Here is an 18,779-nt window from a genome sequence, read left to right on the forward strand (position 1 = left end):
AAATTGAACTCCACAGGTAGTAATAATAGCTCGCAATGATTATAGTGTGTGCAATTCCATTGGTAAGTTAAGAAAAGATGTTTCAAGATAACCCACTACTAGCTCAGCTTAAGCAGCAAATCCAAGAACACCTACCTAAAAAAGAAGGTTCAATCAAAGCAACAGATAGAGGCTTTGGCTTTTTAGAAGTGGACAGTAAGACCAGCTTCTTCATCCCACCAACGTACATGAAAAAGTGCATCCACGGTGACAAAGTTGTCGCTATTATCCGTACTGAAAACGAACGTGAAGTCGCAGAACCACAAGAATTGTTAGAACAGTCACTCACGCGCTTTATCGGTCGAGTGAAAATGTTTAAAGGCAAACTAAACGTTGCACCTGATCACCCTCAGCTCAAAAAGTTGTCTTTAAAAGCAAAACTTAGAAAAGGCTTGAAACCTGACGAGTTCGCCGAAGGTGACTGGGTTGTTGCTCATTTGATTCGTCACCCACTAAAAGGTGATAACACTTTTTTCGTTGAAATATCTGAAAAAATTACCGATGCAAATGACAAAATCGCACCTTGGTGGGTAACACTTGCACAAAATGACCTACCGAACTCCGAGCCAGCAGGCATCGAACACTGGGAGCTAAAAGACGACGCCGCATTAGAACGGGTTGACATGACCCATGTTCCTTTTGTGACTGTCGATGGCGAATCAACCAAGGATATGGATGATGCGCTGTATGCGAAAAAAACAGAATCTGGTGACTTCGAACTGACGATCGCGATTGCTGACCCAACTGCTTATATCACACCTGAAGATGAGATGGATAAAGTAGCGCGCGAGCGTGGTTACACTATTTACTTACCGGGTCGTAACATCCCGATGCTACCGCGAGATCTCGCTGATGACCTTTGTTCTTTGATTGAAGGCGAAGTTCGCCCTGCCCTTTGCTGTACAGTTACTGTAAGTAAAGACGGCGTGGTTGGTGACGACATCAATTTCTTTGCTGCAAACATCAAGTCTCACGCTCGTCTTACCTACAATAACGTCTCTGATTGGCTAGAGAACGGTAGCTCAAACGTATGGCAACCATCAGAAGAAATCGCAACTATCGTGCGCGACCTGTACGACTTCTCCCTAGCTCGGGCTAACTGGCGTGAGAAGAATGCTGTTGTGTTCCCAGATCGCCCAGACTACCGATTTGAACTGAGTGAAGACAACGACGTGATCGCAATTCATGCAGACATGCGCCGCAGTGCAAACCGTCTGGTTGAAGAATCGATGATCACAGCAAACATCTGTGCAGGCCGTATACTACGCGACAAGTTCAAAACCGGTGTATTCAATACTCATGCTGGCCTAAAAACTGAAAAGATTGAAGAAGTTGTGCAGTTGGTTAACCCTGAAGGTACTCTAGAATTCACTGCAGAGTCGCTCGCTACATTAGAAGGCTTTGCAGCGCTACGTCGTTGGTTGGCGCTACAAGAAACGTCTTACCTTGATAACCGTATTCGCAAGTTCCAAACATACAGTGAAGTTGGTAACCAGCCGCTTCCTCATTACGCTATGGGTCTGGATATTTATGCGACTTGGACATCACCGATTCGTAAGTACGGCGATATGATCAACCACCGCATGTTAAAAGCAGTTGTTTTGGACAAAGAGCCAGTACAAAAACCGGACGATCAAGTTGGTGAAGAGCTTGCTTTGCATCGTAAGCACCACAAAATTGCAGAACGAAATGTTTCTGATTGGCTATATGCGCGTACACTTGCAGATGAGCCGAGCAAGCAAACTTGTTTCACCGGTGAGATTTTCGATATTAATCGTGCAGGTGCACGTGTCCGACTTCTCGAAAATGGCGCTGCAGCCTTTATTCCTGGTGCACTAATTCTTGATAATAAAGAAAGGATCGAGTGCAATGGCGACAACGGTACCATCTCCATCGATAAAGAGGTGATATACAAACTCGGTGACACCTTGGAAATCGTCTTAGCAGACGTAAACCAAGAGAACCGTAGTTTAGTTGCAAAGCCAACTCAGGTATTTGCTGAACAACCAGCGACATAAGCAGAACAAACTGTAAGTGAATAATACCGAATGAAGTGAAAGGCGCTCTTATGAGCGCCTTTTTTATTTGTCATATAACAACGAAAGAACGACTATGCCGAACATTGAGATCATTCGCTTTAATCACTTTACTGCGCGTAAAAGTGAACGTTATCCAGCAACACATAATGGCATATATGCCGTAGAAGCAGGCACCTTATTAGTTCAGCAACCTAGTGGAGAGCTATTCGAACTAAAAGCAGGGTACTTTACTCTTTATAATTCAGAAGACTTACGCAGTGCCGAAGCGATTTCCGGTAACCATGGTTTTAAAGCAGTGGCATTGGTATTTGACCCAAGCCTATTCTGTGACTTCAAGAAAGCGCATCCGCTACTGCGTTCTGAAGCGGAACAAAGACGCTTTTATCCGTTTTCACTCCAATCTAATCGTGAAATGGCGCAGCTCAAGAGTACACTGATAGAACTTGCGAGTCGTAATGCACCTGACTACACGCAAAAACACGTTGCAATGGCGTTGATATCTTTAATGGTTGAGGTTGAGCCGAATATCCTCTCGATCATTGATGATGCAAGCAGTCTTAGTGACTCTCAAAAAGCCATTAAGTACATCGAGAACAATATCGATAAAGATGTCACTCTGGAAGGGTTAGCGGCTCACATGAATATGTCTATCGCTACTTTAAAACGTCGACTCGCTGCGGAAAACCTGTCGTTTTCTCAAATATTAAAAGTAAAACGGATCAACCATGCTGCAACGCTGTTACGCCTGTCACAGAGGTCTATTACAGAGATAGCGTTTGAATCTGGCTTTAAGAGTGCTGCTCATTTTAGTACCGCTTTTAAATCGATTTACGAGATCACACCAAAAGACTTTAGAAACCAGATAGTTAAACCAAAAACCTAACATTAACTAGAGAATCAAAATGGTGTCGTTCGAATCAGGTCTCACTATTCCCAAAAACACGCTTGGGGATCATTCTCAAGTTCGGTAAAAAAGTCTTCTAGCTTTTTACTATGTGGTAACGGCTTATAGGGAATCCATCTCAGCAGATCATAACGGTAAGTCGGCACATAGAAATACCAACGTTGGGTGCTAGCATCAAATAAGATCTTAGCAATAGGAGAAGTATATTCACTATGTTGAGAGTCCAAGAGGAAATGTGCTCGATAAAGTTCAACGCCGTTTTCAACAAGCTCATAAAGACACTTTCCCTGTTCGACTGGCAAATTAACATTACGCGTGGAACAGAACGACTGAACTAATTTGTATAAACGGCTAGTCGCCATTTGAGACACTGACATCAACGCTCTCCTGATCGTTAGTTGTTAGTATACACCCTAGCTCCGATAAAAGCGGAGCACTTACTCGCATTCTCACCTCTAGGCAGGTTATCATCTCATCCATATCGGAAACGCTACACACATCACCCATTTGCCTTGCTATTAATTAATGCAATGTCTGAAATGACGCCCCTATATTCACAAAAGTGTAACTTCAACACCATATCATAAACGCTGTTTTATACTGTATATGGAGTTCAATATGTTACGTTTTATTGTGGCAACCTTACTGACCATTGTTGTTTCCCTTTCTTCTGTTGTTGCAAAAGAAATTAACATTTCGGGCTCAACCTCAGTTGCCCACGTAATGGATGTACTCGCAGAGGAATACAATAAAACACACCCAGATGATTACATTGCAGTTCAAGGTATCGGCTCTAGTGCTGGTATTACACTGGTAAACAAAGGTGTGGCGGAGATAGGGATGAGCTCTCGTTACCTTACAGAAAGTGAAAAAGGTGAAGACCTTAACGTTTTGCCTATCGCGTATGATGGCTTAGCTATTGTTGTAAACCGTACAAACTTTGTAGAAAACCTATCCCAACAACAACTGTTCGATATCTATAAAGGCAACATCAAAAACTGGAAAGAAGTTGGCGGTGCAGATCAACCCATCGCAGTAGTCACTCGTGAAACGTCTTCTGGCTCACGTTACAGTTTCGAAAGCTTAATGGGACTCACTAAAATCGTAAACAATCGTTTAGTGTCTGATATCAGCCCCAACAATTTAGTCGTGAATAGCAATAGCATGGTGAAAACCATCGTAAATCATAATACCCGCGCTATCGGGTTTATTTCGGTCGGTTCGGTTGATCACTCAGTAAAAGCGATTCATTTTGATGATATTGAGCCAACCTCAGCCAACATCGCAAATCATAAGTATAAATTGGCTCGTCCGTTCTTAGTTTTTTACAAAGTGAATAAGATTGGTAAAGCAGGTAAAAGCTTCCTCGCTTTCCTAAGATCAGAGCAAGGCCAAAAAGCAATTGCTGATTACGGCTACACTCCCGTCAAGAGCTTTAATCAATAGACACAAAAAAGAGAGCACTTTGATGCTCTCTTTTCGATCCATTCGGTTACGTCATTGCATGTTTAGAAATGCAGTTGAATTACGGATATCACAACGGCCCCCGGTCGACGTATACCTTCAATTTCCACTTTAATTTCACGCTCAATTTCTAAACCTTTCTTAATGGGCGTTACTTTTGTCAGCGTGCTCACTGCGCGAACGTTATTACCCGCCTTCACTGGGTAAGGAAATCGAACTTGATTCAACCCCAAGTTCACAACGAGCTTCGCTGTCGGGAACATTGGCTTGTCAGGATCAACCGAGTCGGTCAACTTAGGCAATAACGCTAACGTTAAAAAGCCATGGGCAATTGTCGTTTTAAATGGAGATTCTACCGAAGCGCGCTCAGGGTCAGTATGAATCCATTGCATATCTTCTGTCACAGCACCAAACTGGTTTATACGCTCTTGAGACACATGAACCCATTCACCTGTATGAATGACTTCGCCGATCTTTTCACTTAATTCTGCATAAAGTTTTTGAGCTTCTGGTGCCATTACGATCGGTGCAGGTTGAGGTCCAACTTCCTCGTTAACCGCTGGTAGTTGATAATCACGAATCTTTGAGAAAAGAAAGCTACTTTGAGCCTTTCCCAAAAAGTCACTCCAATAATCACGTAGCGTTGGAGACATCCAATTCATAAACTCTGATTGATGAGCAGAAATCGCATCAACTTTGTTTTTAAATAGATTTGTGACCTTCATAAGTACCCTTAAAAATTTAAGCACAACTGGCTATACCAGTTAATTTTGAATTAGTTCACAAACTGTTGCAAATACTTTCGGGCGAACACATGTATTCTCAAAGGTGATATTTACTTAAATTTCAAAAACATAGGAATAAAACACCATTTTATTGATTAACCTCATGATAAAGTAAAAGCTCTACCTATTTATATTTATATCGTTGGCTGTATTTTTCTCTATCTCCACACTGTTCAGCGCCTCCCCGATTACAAAATAAGCAAACAACACTTCTATTCCTAATCAGTACTTTACATGACCGGTAACAGTCACTATTATACTTTCCACAATGGAGAGATGGCTGAGTGGTTGAAAGCACCGGTCTTGAAAACCGGCGTACGTTAATAGCGTACCTAGGGTTCAAATCCCTATCTCTCCGCCAATTTTAAGCCCTTGATTTATCAAGGGTTTTCTCATTTTAGAACCAGCCAAATGTCACCTCACACAAGTAAGTGATATATATTTAATAAGACTAGATTCTGGCGTGTTTTATACACGTATTCCTACCCCAATTTCATTACAAAAGTCTCTTGGTTATCCGCAAGAAGTTCGCTACTCATTGTGAATTAAATATTTAGTCATCAGTAACTTTGATACTTCACTATCTTGGTCAATAACGGCAGTGCTACGAAGTAATTTTTTGATGACCTCTTTCTCAACATCTCCAGCTTCTTCATATTTCTGCAAAGCCACTTGCTGAAGCTGTTAGTCGTAAACTCTGTATTGTTATAGGTACCATCTACAAATGGATATAATTCAAAAATCATCTTTTATATACTTCTTTGAAATCCCATTAAATGAGTTTTATTCGCACCGTTCCTTTGATAATTGATAAACACGCCGTTCACGTAAAATATTTTCACTTTATCTACGTTTTCCTCACAGGATGCTGCGTAAGAAGAGCGAATAAAAAAGTGTGATAAATATTGATGCTAATCCTTTATTCATTTTGAAACCCCTTCTAAGAAGTTATCACAATCAATTTCAGTCACTACTGGGTCATTCCCTTGTAACGATTTATAGAGCTTGGTAGAAGCTTCTCTTTTCGCAATCGCACGATCTAAAGTGTCAAAGTACAAATCAATTGGATTTAAAAACTCTGGGTTTTCCATCTTATAGACATCAATACAGTACTGTAGAACAATACCATTCGTTACCATTAGTTGTGCATCTTCAACGGTGATTTCAATGTCATTTTCACTAAACTCAAGTAATTTTCCAAACTCCCTACCTGCTTGAGTTGCTAATGCAATTTCTTTCGATTCCGTGTAGCTTTCCTCAATGGTAACGGCATAATCATCTCGTAGGCCATCCCCATCAGTGTCTTCCCCAATAATGTTTGTATCATCTGGGTCAGGGGTTGGCGTTGGCTTTACTATAGTATTGATATCTAAGCGCTGCCACTCTGAAGAGGTGTTAGGAATTGCATTAGTATTCCACCATTTAGCAATATCACCAGATTCATAAACTGCATTCTTATCCCACTCATCTGCAGAGTAAGCAAACGTGGGCATGAGAACAATCGCAATGAACGATATGATTGCTATTAATTTTGTTTTCATAAGTTCCCTTTAAAAGTATATTTCTACGTTTTCTTTTGAAGATGAATCACTGACCTCATCAATTTTGACCTCATATTTATTGAGTATTCGAACGGTATCCTTGAATTGTTTAAAGTTACCTTTGAATTAATTGTATGTAAGAAGGTTTGATTGGCTTCGAGCGTTATGTGAACTACTTTATTTTTCATAGCGGCGTCTTGGGTAATCATTTTTCCATCAAAGCGTTGACCCATATTTTTGATCTTGATGGTTTCATTGCCTGAATCGATTCCAATAGGATTAGGTAGCAACGATTCAATTCTTAAATTAGGGGTACCAAATTGAACCGGAGAGTTAGGAACATAAGTGTGACGCTTCCCGTTGATAAAATATCAAAATCGAATCGGTTGAGCACAAAATCAAACAATACTTGGCTCAAAATCAAAATGATAGCAAGCATCATACTCTAGAGTAGACTCTACCGTGATCCTCTTTCCCATCTTTGCACTTGCAAAGCGATGAGTATTCTTTCCACGAGATTTCGTTAGGTTGCGAGCGGGCGTATCAAATGCATGCTCTAAAGCAGAAATAGTCATTGCCGAGAGCGTTAGTAGGATGGACATAAAATTGCCTCCGCACGGAAGTGTCGTAAACTTACAGAAGTCTAAACCATGCAGAGGCAATATAAATTTATTTTTGTATCAACAAGTTACAACATTCAATTGATTTATTCTTTACCGAAAACGTTGTTCTCTTGTTCTTGTACACGAATGAACGTGGTGCGCTTGGTGAGCTCTTTAAGCTTTGCAGCGCCTACATACGTGCAGGTTGAGCGAACGCCGCCAAGGATGTCTTGAATCGTGGCGTGAACACTACCTCGGTATGGCAATAACACGGTTTTACCTTCCGCGGCGCGATAGCCTGCAACACCACCAGAGTGTTTGTTCATCGCATTCTTAGAAGACATGCCGTAGAACTTCATGAATCTTTCACCGTCTTTCTCGACGACTTCACCACCAGACTCTTCGTGACCAGCCAGCATACCGCCAAGCATGACGAAATCTGCACCACCACCGAACGCTTTAGACACATCACCCGCACATGAACAACCGCCATCACCGATGATCATACCACCAAGGCCGTGAGCTGCATCACCACACTCGATGATTGCAGAGAGCTGAGGGTAACCAACGCCGGTTTTCACACGGGTTGTACAAACCGAACCAGGGCCAATACCCACTTTAACGATGTCTGCACCAGCAAGGATAAGCTCTTCACACATGTCACCAGTGACAACATTACCCGCAGCGATAACTTTATCTGGGAACTCTGTACGGACACGCTCTACATACTCGACCAGATGCTCCGAATAACCGTTCGCGATGTCTACACAAATGAAAATAAACTCCTCCGAAAGCGCCATGATGTCTTTCGTTTTTTGAAAGTCTGCGTCAGACGTACCAGTCGATACCATTACGTTGTTTAGGGTTGCCTTATCCGCTGTTTTTGCAAACTCTGCCCAATCCTCTACTGTGTAGTGTTTGTGCACTGCCGTCATTACACCGTGCTCTGCCAGCGCTTTTGCCATTGCAAAGCTACCAACCGAATCCATATTTGCTGCGATTACTGGCACACCAGACCATTGACGGCCACTATGCTTGAATGTAAACTCGCGGGTTAAATTTACTTGAGAACGGCTTTTCAGGGTAGAACGTTTCGGGCGAAACAGTACATCTTTAAAACCTAACTTAAGTTCTTGTTCGATACGCATTGTGTAATTCCTTGATTCATATGTACATGTGTTAACTCAAAGTGCGTTGTGAAACCGTTGGCAGACGAGTTCACTGTTCTTCGGACACAAAAAAACCGGAGCGTTGGCAGACGCTCCGGTTTTCAGCATTATAGGCTGTGATTTCTTTCCTACAAGTCTGATATTTGATTTTTTTTTGTGTTACCATTTTGACAATCGCATATCAAAAACACCTTCCAAACTGTTAATTCATCTTATTAACTATAATTTTCAATCACTTAATAGACTAATCGAATAGCCCTATCGCGCAAACCTTTGCGTGATAATAAAAGATCCTAAACGTACCACCTCTCAAATATATTGAAAAGTTCCTCATTTAAGCTCAAAACACGCTGATTATTCACAGAAAAATATAAAAAAATCGACTTACTTTCGCCAAAATTTCCACATTCTACCTAAATTTTATTACGGCTCGGGTTTAACACAGTACGGAGCGTGTTAACAACATCGCTTGCCAACAACCCTATTTGACCGTATTGCCTCGCGTTAAGATCTGCTGAGTGGCTTTGAATCATCACTCCCAATCGCGCAGCAATAGAAATCGGTAACCCTTTTGCTAGCAATGCTCCGATCACCCCAGACAATATATCTCCCATTCCCCCAGAGGCCATTCCGGGGTTGCCAGCAAGGCATACGTACATTCTCGTTCCGTCGTAAATGAGAGTTCCTGCGCCTTTTAAAACAACAACGCCGCCATAACGATCCTGTAGTTGTCTAGCCGCAAAGTACCGGTCACTTTCTATTTCTTGAGTGGTGACATTAAGTAATCTCGCTGCCTCTCCTGGATGTGGCGTAATGACGCGCTGATGGTCACATACCAAAGTGCCATCACACCGTTGATTCAACATCGCCAGAATATTGAGCCCATCAGCATCCAGAACTTTCGGCTTTGGCTCCTGAGTGAGATATTGGTACGCTTGATAGCCCCATGCATCGTCACCCAAGCCGGGGCCAAATACCAACACATCCGCCCAGCGAATGCGCTTGGTTAAATCGTTTTCCGTCTCTCTAAGTAAGTCTGAAGTAATGCTGTGACTCATCACTTCTGGGCACGCTACCTGCAGAGGGACCAGGCTGCTTGCATGGGTAATACATGCGATGAGGCCGGCCCCAGAACGAGCTGCCGCTGAGGCACACAATCGAATGGCCCCCGACATCCCTTGGTTACCCCCAACACAAAGTAACTTACCATTATCGCCTTTATGTGCGGTCGGTTTTTGCTTAGGCATTAACCTTGAAATGATTTGATGGTTAATGCCTAACGCGCTCTCTTCTTCAATCGCGTCAAATTCGGCCTCTACGCCTAAGCCATCAAAATGCAATTCACCGACTCTGTCCCTTGCCTGCCCAGTACATAATCCTTGCTTAACGCCGATAAAAGTAACCGTATGAGCAGCGTGGACTGCATCACCTAATACCATGCCGGTATTGGCACACAAACCAGAGGGAATGTCGACCGCTATTACTGGGGTATGGATTTGGTTAATTTTTTCAATGCAGCGACGATATTCTTGCCGCACCTCACCACTCAACCCCGTTCCCAGCATCGCATCAATGATCACATTGGCTTCAAGTAGTGCTGTATTCCACTCATCCCAATCACTATTTTGACCATTGATAGATTGCCAGTCTTGATACGCGCGCAATGCGTCACCTTTAAGCGAATTAACGTCACCAAGCTGGAAAACCTGCACATTAAGTTGAGCTTGCTTCGCGAGAGAGGCAAATACATATCCATCTCCACCATTATTGCCTTTGCCGCAAATGATTAAGACATTTCTCGATTTTGGGTATAAATTCAGAAAGCGCTCATATACGGCCATACCAGCTCGCTGCATTAAGCTATACATGGAAACGCCAGCCATTTGAGCGGCCGTCGCTTCAGCGTTTTTTACTTGCTCTGCGGTATAGAGTTTCAAGGCGAGATTAAAGTCCATATTTACGTTCTGCACATTGGAAAACACAACTATCAGTATACAAAAAAGCCAGAGTGACCCCTGGCTTTTCTTGATTGTTTTTTAGACCGTTAATTTTTTTGCGACATCAGCGCTTCGTTGGTTGCGTCTTGTATCGACAAGAATAGCGAGTTGATCTTCCCCGTTGGCGTACGCATCGGGTTTAGCGTGACATTCTGATACATGAACTCGGCTTGTTGCGTAACCGGACGGACATTTCGACAACGGAATAAGTAAGAACGCTGGCGCCAAGTAATAAAGCTACGACAACCAAGGTCATACACGGGCTTTGTTTTTAACTTGAACCATTCCTGCGGAATTTCAGGGAAGATATCGAAGATCGAACGGCCAATAGCCTGATGTGATTGAAGACCACTATGGTGAGTCATAAAGCCATTCCACACTTGAACATTATAATCTCTATCTATCACCACCAGCCCCATGTCGACGTTTTGTACCATGTCGACCATCCAATGAAACTGTTCAAACTCTGCTGGCAAATTCAACATTAGAACGCCTCCATTAGGTAAGACAGCTTATTGTCGAGTAACGGTAAAGACTCATCCACAAACATAAACAAAAGATCACAACGAATTGAGGTTCCTTCAATGTTATAGCTGACTTCGAATGTCATTGTACGACTGAAAGCACCAGTATTGGATTCAATGAGGGAATCAATAGAAATATGCTGACCAAGCAGCACTGGTGGACTTTGGAAAAAACGAACTTCCGATTGCTCTCCTAAACCATTTAAGAAAGATCCAACTAAAATATTGGAAATATCCATGAGTAGCTCAAGCTCTTCAAGCTCTTCATTATCAGCGGAGATATTCATCAATTTTTTCAGATCAGAAACACTGGAGTCACTCAAAATCACCAATGCTTCACCAGCAATTCCCTCGCCACAGAAGCCTTGACACACCCCAGAAACGTTATTTTGGGATGCTAAATCACGAAGCGCCATATGAAGCTCACTCACTTCAAATATATTGACGTTAGGCAGAGGTAACTGAACAAACACATCAAAATGTCGTGCCAGTGCATCCGCTGCACGCCCCATCGATACATTGGCGACTTCCATGTAAATATCACGACGACGCAAAATCGGCAACTCGACAGACGTTGGGATGACTCTCTGCGGGCGAGGTGCAGGTTCGATCAACGCTTTTAACGCGTTCTTCAACTCATCTTTATCGATCGGTTTTTGAATAAATACTTTCGCACCTAGTGCGAACACACGCTCTTTGGCTTTAGGTTGGATATCCCCCGAGACCACAACCACAGGCGTTTTATTCCCTAAACGCTGCATATTTTCTAATGCTTCAAAACCATCCATTTCTGGCATAGTCAAATCCAGAAACATCAATTTGAATTCTTTTTGCGCGAGTTCTTCTAGTGCATTTTTTCCGTGGATAGCAAACGTAATATCGGCATTCAATACTGCTGACAGTGATCTCGCCATCTGTTTGCGTGCTAACGCTGAATCATCACAGATGAGTACAGGAAAAGACATTAAAACACCTTTTTATGTTCCACTATTTTCGCAGGAGTCTAACAGATGGTTACAGCATGTAACACGAGAAATCTGACGAGTTTTTTGTATTTTTTGCTCCAAATATGAAAGCATAAAATGAAACAAGGCTCCCCATAGGAAGCCTTGAAAAATCATTCGTCAAGTGATGCGCTTTCTATGGCACACCGTGGCCTTTAGAAACCACCCAAACGCGGTACCATTGCTCACGAGTTAACTCAATGTTTAGTGCATTCACTGCTGCTTGAACACGTTCAATCTTACCGGAACCAATGATTGGAAGTGGTTTAGACGGCAAGCGGCGTACCCAAGCATAAATTACTTGGTCAATGCTAGTTGCTCCTACTTCCTCTCGAATGACTTCCAATTCGTTACGAACGCGAATAGCTTGTTCACTGTCACCATTGAAGATGGCACCACCGCCGAGACAAGACCACGCCATTGGACGTGTGCGTAACATTTGCATTTGATCAAGCGTACCATCATGCGCTACTTCGAAGTTAAGCGGATTGATTTCCACTTGGTTAGTGACAAGAGGCTTACTTAAGCGCGATTGCAGCAATTCAAACTGGCTTGGCGTGAAATTAGACACACCAAAATGTTTTACTTTACCGACTTTGTGCAACTCTGAGAACGCTGCTGCGACTTCATCTGCATCCATAAGTACGTCAGGACGGTGAATCAATAGCACATCGATCTCATTTACGTTGAGACGTTCAAGTGAGTTATTCACCGACTGATAAATATGCGCAGAGCTAGTATCGTAATGATTGATTTTTCGCTCTGGTGTTTTATCTCCGCATAGATTGATATCACACTTAGTGACGATTTGAATTTGCTCACGGACGCTCTTATCCAGAGCCAACGCTTCACCAAACAATTTTTCACATTCGTAGTTACCGTAAATATCAGCGTGATCTACTGTAGTAATGCCTAACTCAATATGTTGCTTTAGGAACGACAAACGCTCTTGAGCTGTCATGTTCCAATCTACTGCACGCCAATATCCTTGAACCAGCTCTGAGAACTCAGGGCCTTTTGGTGCAGTCACAACTTTTGCAACCATGGGTTTCTCCTTCAATTGATCTTTATCCATCGTAGTCTTGTTTTCACCTTGGCTCAACGGGTAAACTTTCGCAATTCGAACTGGAGTACGAAATATGTCTTTTGCCCACCGTTTAGCGACTTTAATTGGTGAAGAAAGCATCAGCGGGTTTGCGCGACGCGTCGATGTATCGGAAGCCTTAGTCCGAAAATATTTAAAAGGTAGTGAACCGAGCTTAACCAAAGCGAACCAGATCGCGATGCGAGCCAACTGCTCTCTTGAATGGCTCGCGACGGGCTGTGGCTACCTATATCGTCGCGCTGAGGTTGTTGACATGGAAGCTTATAAACTTTCATTTCAACACGTCATGAATCAAAGCATTACAAAAGATGACGAGGAGTCACATCGTAAGCTTATCGCTGGTTACCAGTATCTGCGAGCTCATAAAAAGTCAGATGGATTTCTCGATGAATCTGCAATGGTAACGTTTCTCTCTCTACATCATGAAGCTAAAAGCGAATAACTTGTAACTCAATCATTTCGCCGTCACTGCGCAAGACAACTTCCAAGTTCGGTGATGGCATTTCAAACTCATTAGCCCTAACCCAAAACATGGTTTGTGTCGCTTCTGGTGGGTAACGATTCATTAGTAAGATAACGTCTTTGTCCACCTCTTCGGTTGTTTTCTTTTCTAACGCGGCCACCACATCGTAACGCTCTTCCTCCATGACTACGCTGCGTAACACTAACCCATCTTTCCTTAAATTGAGGATCAAGTCGTTGAGTTTATGCCATTGGTATTCCGTCAAGAAAGAGAAGCGCGCCCTTTCGGTATGCAGAGAAAGCTCACCATAGAGGTGCTGATGATAATATTGAAAGTCATCCAGGCAATAACTCCTCACCCGTTCGGTGTTCGCCATAACATTTTGCCCTGTATCGCATTGATACCAAGTTCCTTCAGTATGTATAACGTTTTTCAGTTTGTTGAAAGGCAGTTCTGATAGCGTACTTTGCCACCAAGCGTCCATCGCGAGCGAAGGATTTATAATTAAAAAACAGAAAACGGAGAGAAAAACTGCGCAATGACGAGACATATGATTTTAACCTTAGCCAGCCTGAGTAAAGTCGAAACCTTACCTTGAGATAAGGATATATCAAGAAAAATGGGGTAACTTCGATTTACGTCGCCGCAAATTAAGAAGGCGCACAGTGCGTGCGCCTCTACCTCGTTACTCAATCGTGAGTTTGCGTATCGGGAAGTCTATTGATGCATCCCAAACTTAAAACGAGGACTTACTGTAGGGTTTGAATCCATCCAAATTGTATGTAAAACCTCATATCCCTCCTTCTGAAGCAGTCATGTTGCTTTACATTTAAAGTATTGTTCATTTCGCTCAGAACACAAGCCTGACCAAGAAAAAAACGCTAAATACGAGAGCAATAGCACAGTTGCCAATAATGAATAATATTGTGATGTCGAGCATTCAATAGTGAAAAGCTAAATTGCATCTTTATCGATTAGGTCTAAGCTCTTCGAAGCGTATACTTCTCCTGTTCCTTCCACGAGTAACCGGAGAGTTTGTTAATGACCAAACGAGAGAGAATTGTGAAATCTGTGTTAGCGCATGTACCAAAAGATGCGATTAACCAGTTTGTCTCTCGAGGGTCAACACCATTTTCTGTTCTATTAATGGCCGCTATTGTCGGTACATTAGCCGGTTTGGTCGGTACCTATTTCGAGCTTGCTGTCCACTTTGTATCAGAGACCCGCACCGAATGGTTAAGAAGTGAGATCGGTAATGTTCTTCCACTTTGGTTGGCGGCCGTGCTCATTAGCGCGCTTTTAGCTTTTATTGGCTACTTCCTCGTACACCGTTTCGCTCCCGAGGCTGCTGGTTCGGGCATTCCTGAGATCGAAGGCGCGATGGACAATATCCGCCCTGTGCGATGGTGGCGTGTGCTTCCGGTCAAGTTTTTTGGTGGTATGGGGGCGTTAGGCTCCGGCATGGTGCTCGGTCGTGAAGGTCCAACGGTGCAAATGGGGGGGGCGGTTGGTCGTCTGGTCACCGACATTTTCCGCGTAAAAGATGATGACACTCGTCACTCTTTGCTTGCCGCTGGTGCCGCTGGCGGTTTGGCTGCCGCATTTAACGCACCGCTAGCGGGGATAATGTTTGTGGTTGAGGAAATGCGGCCTCAGTTTCGCTATTCTCTCATTTCTATTCGTGCGGTGATCATTTCTGCCATTATGGCCAATATTGTGTTTCGCGCTATTAATGGGCAAGACGCGGTGATCACCATGCCGCAATACCAATCACCAGAACTGCAATCTCTGTGGCTATTCTTACTGCTTGGTGCCTTGTTTGGTTTATTTGGCGCTATCTTCAATAAACTTATCACTGTTGCACAAGACAGTTTTGTCGTGATTCACAAGAACGACCGTAAACGCTATTTAATCATGGGTTCACTGCTTGGCGGTGTATTTGGTTTGCTTCTCTTGTATGTACCGCAACTCACTGGTGGCGGCATTGGTCTCATTCCTGATATTACCAACGGCAATTACTCGGTTTCGGTTTTAGTGCTGCTGTTTTTTGGCCGCATAGTGACCACTCTGCTTTGTTTTGGCTCTGGTGCTCCGGGTGGTATCTTTGCTCCGATGCTTGCTCTAGGCACTCTTTTTGGCTATGCATTTGGGGCAAGTGCAGATGTATTACTTCCTTCGTTCGAAATTGAACCAGGGGTATTTGCAATCGCGGGGATGGGTGCGTTATTCGCCGCGACGGTACGTGCACCAATCACGGGGATTTTGCTGGTGATTGAAATGACCAACAACTACTACTTGATCCTACCGCTCATCATCACTTGTTTAGGTGCCGTGATCATCGCTCAATTGCTTGGTGGCCAGCCCATTTACAGCCAGCTACTTCGTCGCACAATCAAAAATGACAAATTGCGCCAACAAGATCTGCCAGAAAACCTACCCACTTAAGCATATTAGGCTCCTCGAGTATCACTCCCAAACATATTAATCACCGTTATTTGGGGCTATAAACCCTACATTTTTACATCTTTCCTAAAACCTGCGCTACCAAACTCACAAAATCATCATTCTCTACTCTTTGCTTGCCACCTTTATGAGTAACGCCTCGTTAAACTTGCTAATATTTTCTAAGAAAAAACAGAGTATTTCATCTACATCATCACCTTTAGTGAATTCAGGCAAAATCAAACGGAGTCAATTTGAACTGGAGAAGACTTGTGCAGTTTTCTAATGTGCCACCATCTCAAGCAGGCTTGGCACTAGGAATGATCGGATTAGGCCAAGCATGGGCACTGTATGCCCCCGAAATTGGCGAGCAGATACGTCCATTTCTAGCATCATTTGGCGCACTTTTACTCGCCCCTGTTCTCATAAAATATGCCACCAATCCACGCCTGTTTATGCTAGACATTCGTCATCCATTAAGTGGCAGTCTAATGGCTCCGATGAGTATGGCATTGTTAATCCTTGCAGATTACCTCGCGTCTGTTGCTCCAATTATCGCTTATCCACTTTGGTTTATGGCGATTTTTCTGCATTTTTCAATGATGGTGTTATTTTTTGGCTTTCAGCTGATGAACTTCAAAATGTCGAATATTGTACCCAGCTGGTTTCTTTATCCAGTAGGACTGATCAGCAGCTCATTAGCGGGCTCCCAATTTGGGCATAACCTGTTTTCAGAAACCTTGGCGATGATGTGTATCGGTATCTATTTTTTCATGTTGCCGCTGGTACTTTACCGCTTAGTATTCTTTGGCTCACTGCCAAAACAAGCAAGACCCACACTCGCGATCATGGCAGCTCCGGTTAACCTATCATTAGCAGCGTATTTGGTGAATTTCCCTCAGCCAGATCCAATCTTAACAGGCGCACTTGCAGGAATCGCCATTACAATGACATTACTAATCTATCTCTGCTATTTCCGTTTGCTTCGCTTGAAATTCCAACCATCTATTGCGGCTGTCACCTTTCCATCTGTCATTAGTGCCATTGCGATGCATCGGTTAACTTCATTTTTTTCAGAATCACATCCGCGTTGGCATTGGCTACATGACTTTGGTTTCTTAGAGCTCAGCATTGCGACGATATTAGTCGTTTGGGTCTCCGCAGGTTACGTAAAAATGTACTGGCCGGAAATCATGAGAACACCACCGAAACAAACATAAAAAAACGGCCTCAGATGAGGCCATGGCTTTATTACGCTCAAGAAAGCATCAAACCGTAAACTTCGTCATGAAGTTACCGATGTTCGTCAGGCTGGAAGCGACCATCACGATAACAATCGCTGCACCTGTTAAGGTTAGATACATCGGGTGTTGGTAGTCACCCACGATATCTTTACGCTTCGTTGCAACCAATACCGTCCCCAGAACGATAGGAAGAATGATGCTGTTCACGAGGCCTGCTAACATCAGCAGAAGAATTGGCATGTTCATTGTGACTGTACCTAGCGAGGTTAGGATAATGAAGCCGATACACCACGCTTTTTCGTTTCGAGCCACAACGGGGAAAAGCGTCTTAATTAATGAGATAGCCATGTAAGAGTTGCCGACTACTGACGTAATTGATGCAACAAACAATACCAAACCAAAGATGAAGTAACCTAATTGCCCCGCTCCTTGACGGAAAGCATCAGCAGCTGGGTTCGCCGTATCCAACGTGGTACCTGCCGCGATAACGCCAAACACTGCCAAGAACATTAAGATTCGGATAATCACCGCAATAGAAATGCCTGCCCACGCCGTTGAGGTGATGGAAGAGACGTTTTCTTTACCGTTTAAGCCAATATCAACCAAACGTTGGGCGCCTGTGTAATAGCCGCCGACTGCACCACCCACGATGGTCAGCGTAGGAAGCAGCAAGCTGTCAATGTCCGAAGGCATGACCGCAGCACTCAGTGTTTCACCCATCGGAGGTAAACTCGTCATTGCGACGTATGCAATCAGCACAATCATGAATAAGCCAAGGTAGCGGGCCATTTGGTCCATTCGCTTCGACGCGTTATGAACCACAAACAACAAACAGCCAACCACACCGGTAAACAGTGCGCCCCATGTTGTGTCCACGCCCGTTAGCACATTGATGCCTAACGCTGCGCCACTTACGTTGCCAAAGTTAAACGCCACCGCACCAAGCGCAAGGAGAATACCGACACCATAACCCATGCCTGGAGCCACTTTATTTGCAATGTCTTGGATACGCATGCCAGAGACGCCGACGATGCGCCACAAATTCATCACTATACCAAAAGTGATAAAGATTGATGCCAAAACAGGAAATGCCATGTCGACTTTGTAGATATTCGTGAAGACTGCAGTTTGAGTTAGAAAGCCAGGACCAACTGAGGTCGTCGCCATTAAAAACGCGACACTTAACATGGCTTTCTTTTGCCAACTGGTTTCGGTTACCGGAGCGGAAATGGAGGAAGTGTTGATGGTACTTTGTGTAGTCATGCCGAGTCTCAAATTTGTTGTCTTTCTATTAATAAAAAATAGAAAGACAACTGACCGAGATCAGCTGAACTTAGAGAAATATCTCTTTTTAAAACAAGCGATTACAATATCATAACCGCTCACTGGGCGCATATACTAAGAGTATCGGTTGTGGCTGTCAACACACAATTGTATAAATACTTTTTATTGCGACG

General features: G+C 43.4%; 16 protein-coding genes and 1 tRNA gene. 7 read left to right on the top strand and 10 right to left on the bottom strand.

Translation table 11 applies throughout. The features are described 5' to 3' along the window. Positions 1-77 precede the first annotated feature (77 nt). Positions 78-2,057 carry an exoribonuclease II gene (gene rnb / locus ATG66_RS04525; RefSeq protein WP_098414163.1) on the top strand — a complete coding sequence of 660 codons (1,980 nt, stop codon included), beginning with the start codon at positions 78-80 and terminating at the stop codon, positions 2,055-2,057. Between the two features lie 94 nt (positions 2,058-2,151). Beyond that, a complete protein-coding gene (locus tag ATG66_RS04530; RefSeq protein WP_098414164.1) occupies positions 2,152-2,961 on the top strand; it encodes a helix-turn-helix transcriptional regulator in 810 nt (269 codons plus the stop codon). A 44-nt stretch (positions 2,962-3,005) separates the two neighbouring features. Here ATG66_RS04530 and ATG66_RS04535 read toward each other — a convergent pair whose 3' ends face one another. Further along, positions 3,006-3,359: a DUF3024 domain-containing protein gene (locus ATG66_RS04535; protein WP_098414165.1), complete on the bottom strand. Its 354-nt coding sequence runs from the start codon at positions 3,357-3,359 to the stop codon at positions 3,006-3,008. Positions 3,360-3,600: 241 nt separating this feature from the next. Between ATG66_RS04535 and ATG66_RS04540 the strand changes: the two genes are divergently transcribed. Next, positions 3,601-4,428, top strand: a complete 828-nt coding sequence (locus tag ATG66_RS04540; RefSeq protein WP_098414166.1) for a phosphate ABC transporter substrate-binding protein — start codon at positions 3,601-3,603, stop codon at positions 4,426-4,428. 62 nt (positions 4,429-4,490) lie between these two features. On the opposite strand, the gene ATG66_RS04545 is transcribed toward ATG66_RS04540, so the two are convergent. Then, a complete protein-coding gene (locus ATG66_RS04545; RefSeq protein ID WP_098414167.1) occupies positions 4,491-5,171 on the bottom strand; it encodes a MaoC family dehydratase in 681 nt (226 codons plus the stop codon). A 330-nt stretch (positions 5,172-5,501) separates the two neighbouring features. Here ATG66_RS04545 and ATG66_RS04550 point away from each other — a divergent pair. Further along, a tRNA-Ser gene (locus ATG66_RS04550) sits at positions 5,502-5,592 on the top strand. 562 nt (positions 5,593-6,154) lie between these two features. Here the strand turns inward: ATG66_RS04550 and ATG66_RS04555 are convergent. The 6 genes from ATG66_RS04555 to ATG66_RS04585 form a co-directional block, all read right to left on the bottom strand. After that, positions 6,155-6,772: a hypothetical protein gene (locus ATG66_RS04555; protein WP_098414168.1), complete on the bottom strand. Its 618-nt coding sequence runs from the start codon at positions 6,770-6,772 to the stop codon at positions 6,155-6,157. A gap of 706 nt (positions 6,773-7,478) precedes the next feature. Then, positions 7,479-8,522 carry a GMP reductase gene (locus ATG66_RS04565; RefSeq protein WP_098414169.1) on the bottom strand — a complete coding sequence of 348 codons (1,044 nt, stop codon included), beginning with the start codon at positions 8,520-8,522 and terminating at the stop codon, positions 7,479-7,481. Between the two features lie 434 nt (positions 8,523-8,956). Beyond that, positions 8,957-10,498, bottom strand: coding sequence for an NAD(P)H-hydrate dehydratase (locus ATG66_RS04570; RefSeq protein ID WP_098414170.1), 1,542 nt, complete (start codon positions 10,496-10,498; stop codon positions 8,957-8,959). Positions 10,499-10,587: 89 nt separating this feature from the next. Beyond that, positions 10,588-11,025, bottom strand: coding sequence for a PAS domain-containing protein (locus ATG66_RS04575; RefSeq protein WP_098414171.1), 438 nt, complete (start codon positions 11,023-11,025; stop codon positions 10,588-10,590). Continuing rightward, positions 11,025-12,029 (bottom strand): response regulator, encoded by a 1,005-nt coding sequence (locus ATG66_RS04580; protein ID WP_098414172.1) that lies wholly within the window; start codon positions 12,027-12,029, stop codon positions 11,025-11,027. The genes ATG66_RS04575 and ATG66_RS04580 overlap by 1 nt, the downstream gene beginning before the upstream one ends. Positions 12,030-12,204: 175 nt before the next feature. Beyond that, positions 12,205-13,113 carry an aldo/keto reductase gene (locus ATG66_RS04585; protein ID WP_098414173.1) on the bottom strand — a complete coding sequence of 303 codons (909 nt, stop codon included), beginning with the start codon at positions 13,111-13,113 and terminating at the stop codon, positions 12,205-12,207. A gap of 94 nt (positions 13,114-13,207) precedes the next feature. Here ATG66_RS04585 and ATG66_RS04590 point away from each other — a divergent pair, with 94 nt between their 5' ends. Beyond that, the gene (locus ATG66_RS04590) at positions 13,208-13,615 is read left to right on the top strand and encodes a helix-turn-helix transcriptional regulator (RefSeq protein ID WP_098414174.1); all 408 of its coding nucleotides are present in this window, start codon (positions 13,208-13,210) and stop codon (positions 13,613-13,615) included. Here the strand turns inward: ATG66_RS04590 and ATG66_RS04595 are convergent. After that, entirely contained in the window at positions 13,602-14,186 is a 585-nt protein-coding gene (locus ATG66_RS04595) for a hypothetical protein (protein ID WP_098414175.1), read from the bottom strand. The genes ATG66_RS04590 and ATG66_RS04595 overlap by 14 nt on opposite strands. Positions 14,187-14,677: 491 nt before the next feature. Between ATG66_RS04595 and clcA the strand changes: the two genes are divergently transcribed. Both clcA and ATG66_RS04605 read left to right on the top strand, forming a co-directional pair. Continuing rightward, positions 14,678-16,081, top strand: coding sequence for a H(+)/Cl(-) exchange transporter ClcA (gene clcA / locus ATG66_RS04600; protein WP_098414176.1), 1,404 nt, complete (start codon positions 14,678-14,680; stop codon positions 16,079-16,081). A gap of 269 nt (positions 16,082-16,350) precedes the next feature. Further along, positions 16,351-17,298, top strand: a complete 948-nt coding sequence (locus tag ATG66_RS04605) for a TDT family transporter (RefSeq protein WP_179885590.1) — start codon at positions 16,351-16,353, stop codon at positions 17,296-17,298. Positions 17,299-17,346: 48 nt separating this feature from the next. On the opposite strand, the gene ATG66_RS04610 is transcribed toward ATG66_RS04605, so the two are convergent. Beyond that, positions 17,347-18,585, bottom strand: coding sequence for an NRAMP family divalent metal transporter (locus ATG66_RS04610; RefSeq protein WP_098414178.1), 1,239 nt, complete (start codon positions 18,583-18,585; stop codon positions 17,347-17,349). Between the last annotated feature and the right edge of the window lie 194 nt (positions 18,586-18,779).

Origin of the sequence: Vibrio sp. ES.051, from assembly GCF_002563795.1 — a bacterium.
Classification (GTDB): domain Bacteria; phylum Pseudomonadota; class Gammaproteobacteria; order Enterobacterales; family Vibrionaceae; genus Vibrio.

What these genes read in the sequence shown, in the direction of transcription:
- rnb (WP_098414163.1), top strand. Translation starts at nt 78, where the DNA reads ATGTTTCAAGATAACCCACTACTAGCTCAGCTTAAGCAGCAAATCCAA.
- ATG66_RS04530 (WP_098414164.1), top strand. Translation starts at nt 2,152, where the DNA reads ATGCCGAACATTGAGATCATTCGCTTTAATCACTTTACTGCGCGTAAA.
- ATG66_RS04585 (WP_098414173.1), bottom strand. Translation starts at nt 13,113, where the DNA reads ATGGTTGCAAAAGTTGTGACTGCACCAAAAGGCCCTGAGTTCTCAGAG.
- clcA (WP_098414176.1), top strand. Translation starts at nt 14,678, where the DNA reads ATGACCAAACGAGAGAGAATTGTGAAATCTGTGTTAGCGCATGTACCA.
- ATG66_RS04590 (WP_098414174.1), top strand. Translation starts at nt 13,208, where the DNA reads ATGTCTTTTGCCCACCGTTTAGCGACTTTAATTGGTGAAGAAAGCATC.
- ATG66_RS04580 (WP_098414172.1), bottom strand. Translation starts at nt 12,029, where the DNA reads ATGTCTTTTCCTGTACTCATCTGTGATGATTCAGCGTTAGCACGCAAA.
- ATG66_RS04595 (WP_098414175.1), bottom strand. Translation starts at nt 14,186, where the DNA reads ATGTCTCGTCATTGCGCAGTTTTTCTCTCCGTTTTCTGTTTTTTAATT.
- ATG66_RS04575 (WP_098414171.1), bottom strand. Translation starts at nt 11,025, where the DNA reads ATGTTGAATTTGCCAGCAGAGTTTGAACAGTTTCATTGGATGGTCGAC.
- ATG66_RS04570 (WP_098414170.1), bottom strand. Translation starts at nt 10,498, where the DNA reads ATGGACTTTAATCTCGCCTTGAAACTCTATACCGCAGAGCAAGTAAAA.
- ATG66_RS04545 (WP_098414167.1), bottom strand. Translation starts at nt 5,171, where the DNA reads ATGAAGGTCACAAATCTATTTAAAAACAAAGTTGATGCGATTTCTGCT.
- ATG66_RS04535 (WP_098414165.1), bottom strand. Translation starts at nt 3,359, where the DNA reads ATGTCAGTGTCTCAAATGGCGACTAGCCGTTTATACAAATTAGTTCAG.
- ATG66_RS04540 (WP_098414166.1), top strand. Translation starts at nt 3,601, where the DNA reads ATGTTACGTTTTATTGTGGCAACCTTACTGACCATTGTTGTTTCCCTT.
- ATG66_RS04555 (WP_098414168.1), bottom strand. Translation starts at nt 6,772, where the DNA reads ATGAAAACAAAATTAATAGCAATCATATCGTTCATTGCGATTGTTCTC.
- ATG66_RS04565 (WP_098414169.1), bottom strand. Translation starts at nt 8,522, where the DNA reads ATGCGTATCGAACAAGAACTTAAGTTAGGTTTTAAAGATGTACTGTTT.
- ATG66_RS04610 (WP_098414178.1), bottom strand. Translation starts at nt 18,585, where the DNA reads ATGACTACACAAAGTACCATCAACACTTCCTCCATTTCCGCTCCGGTA.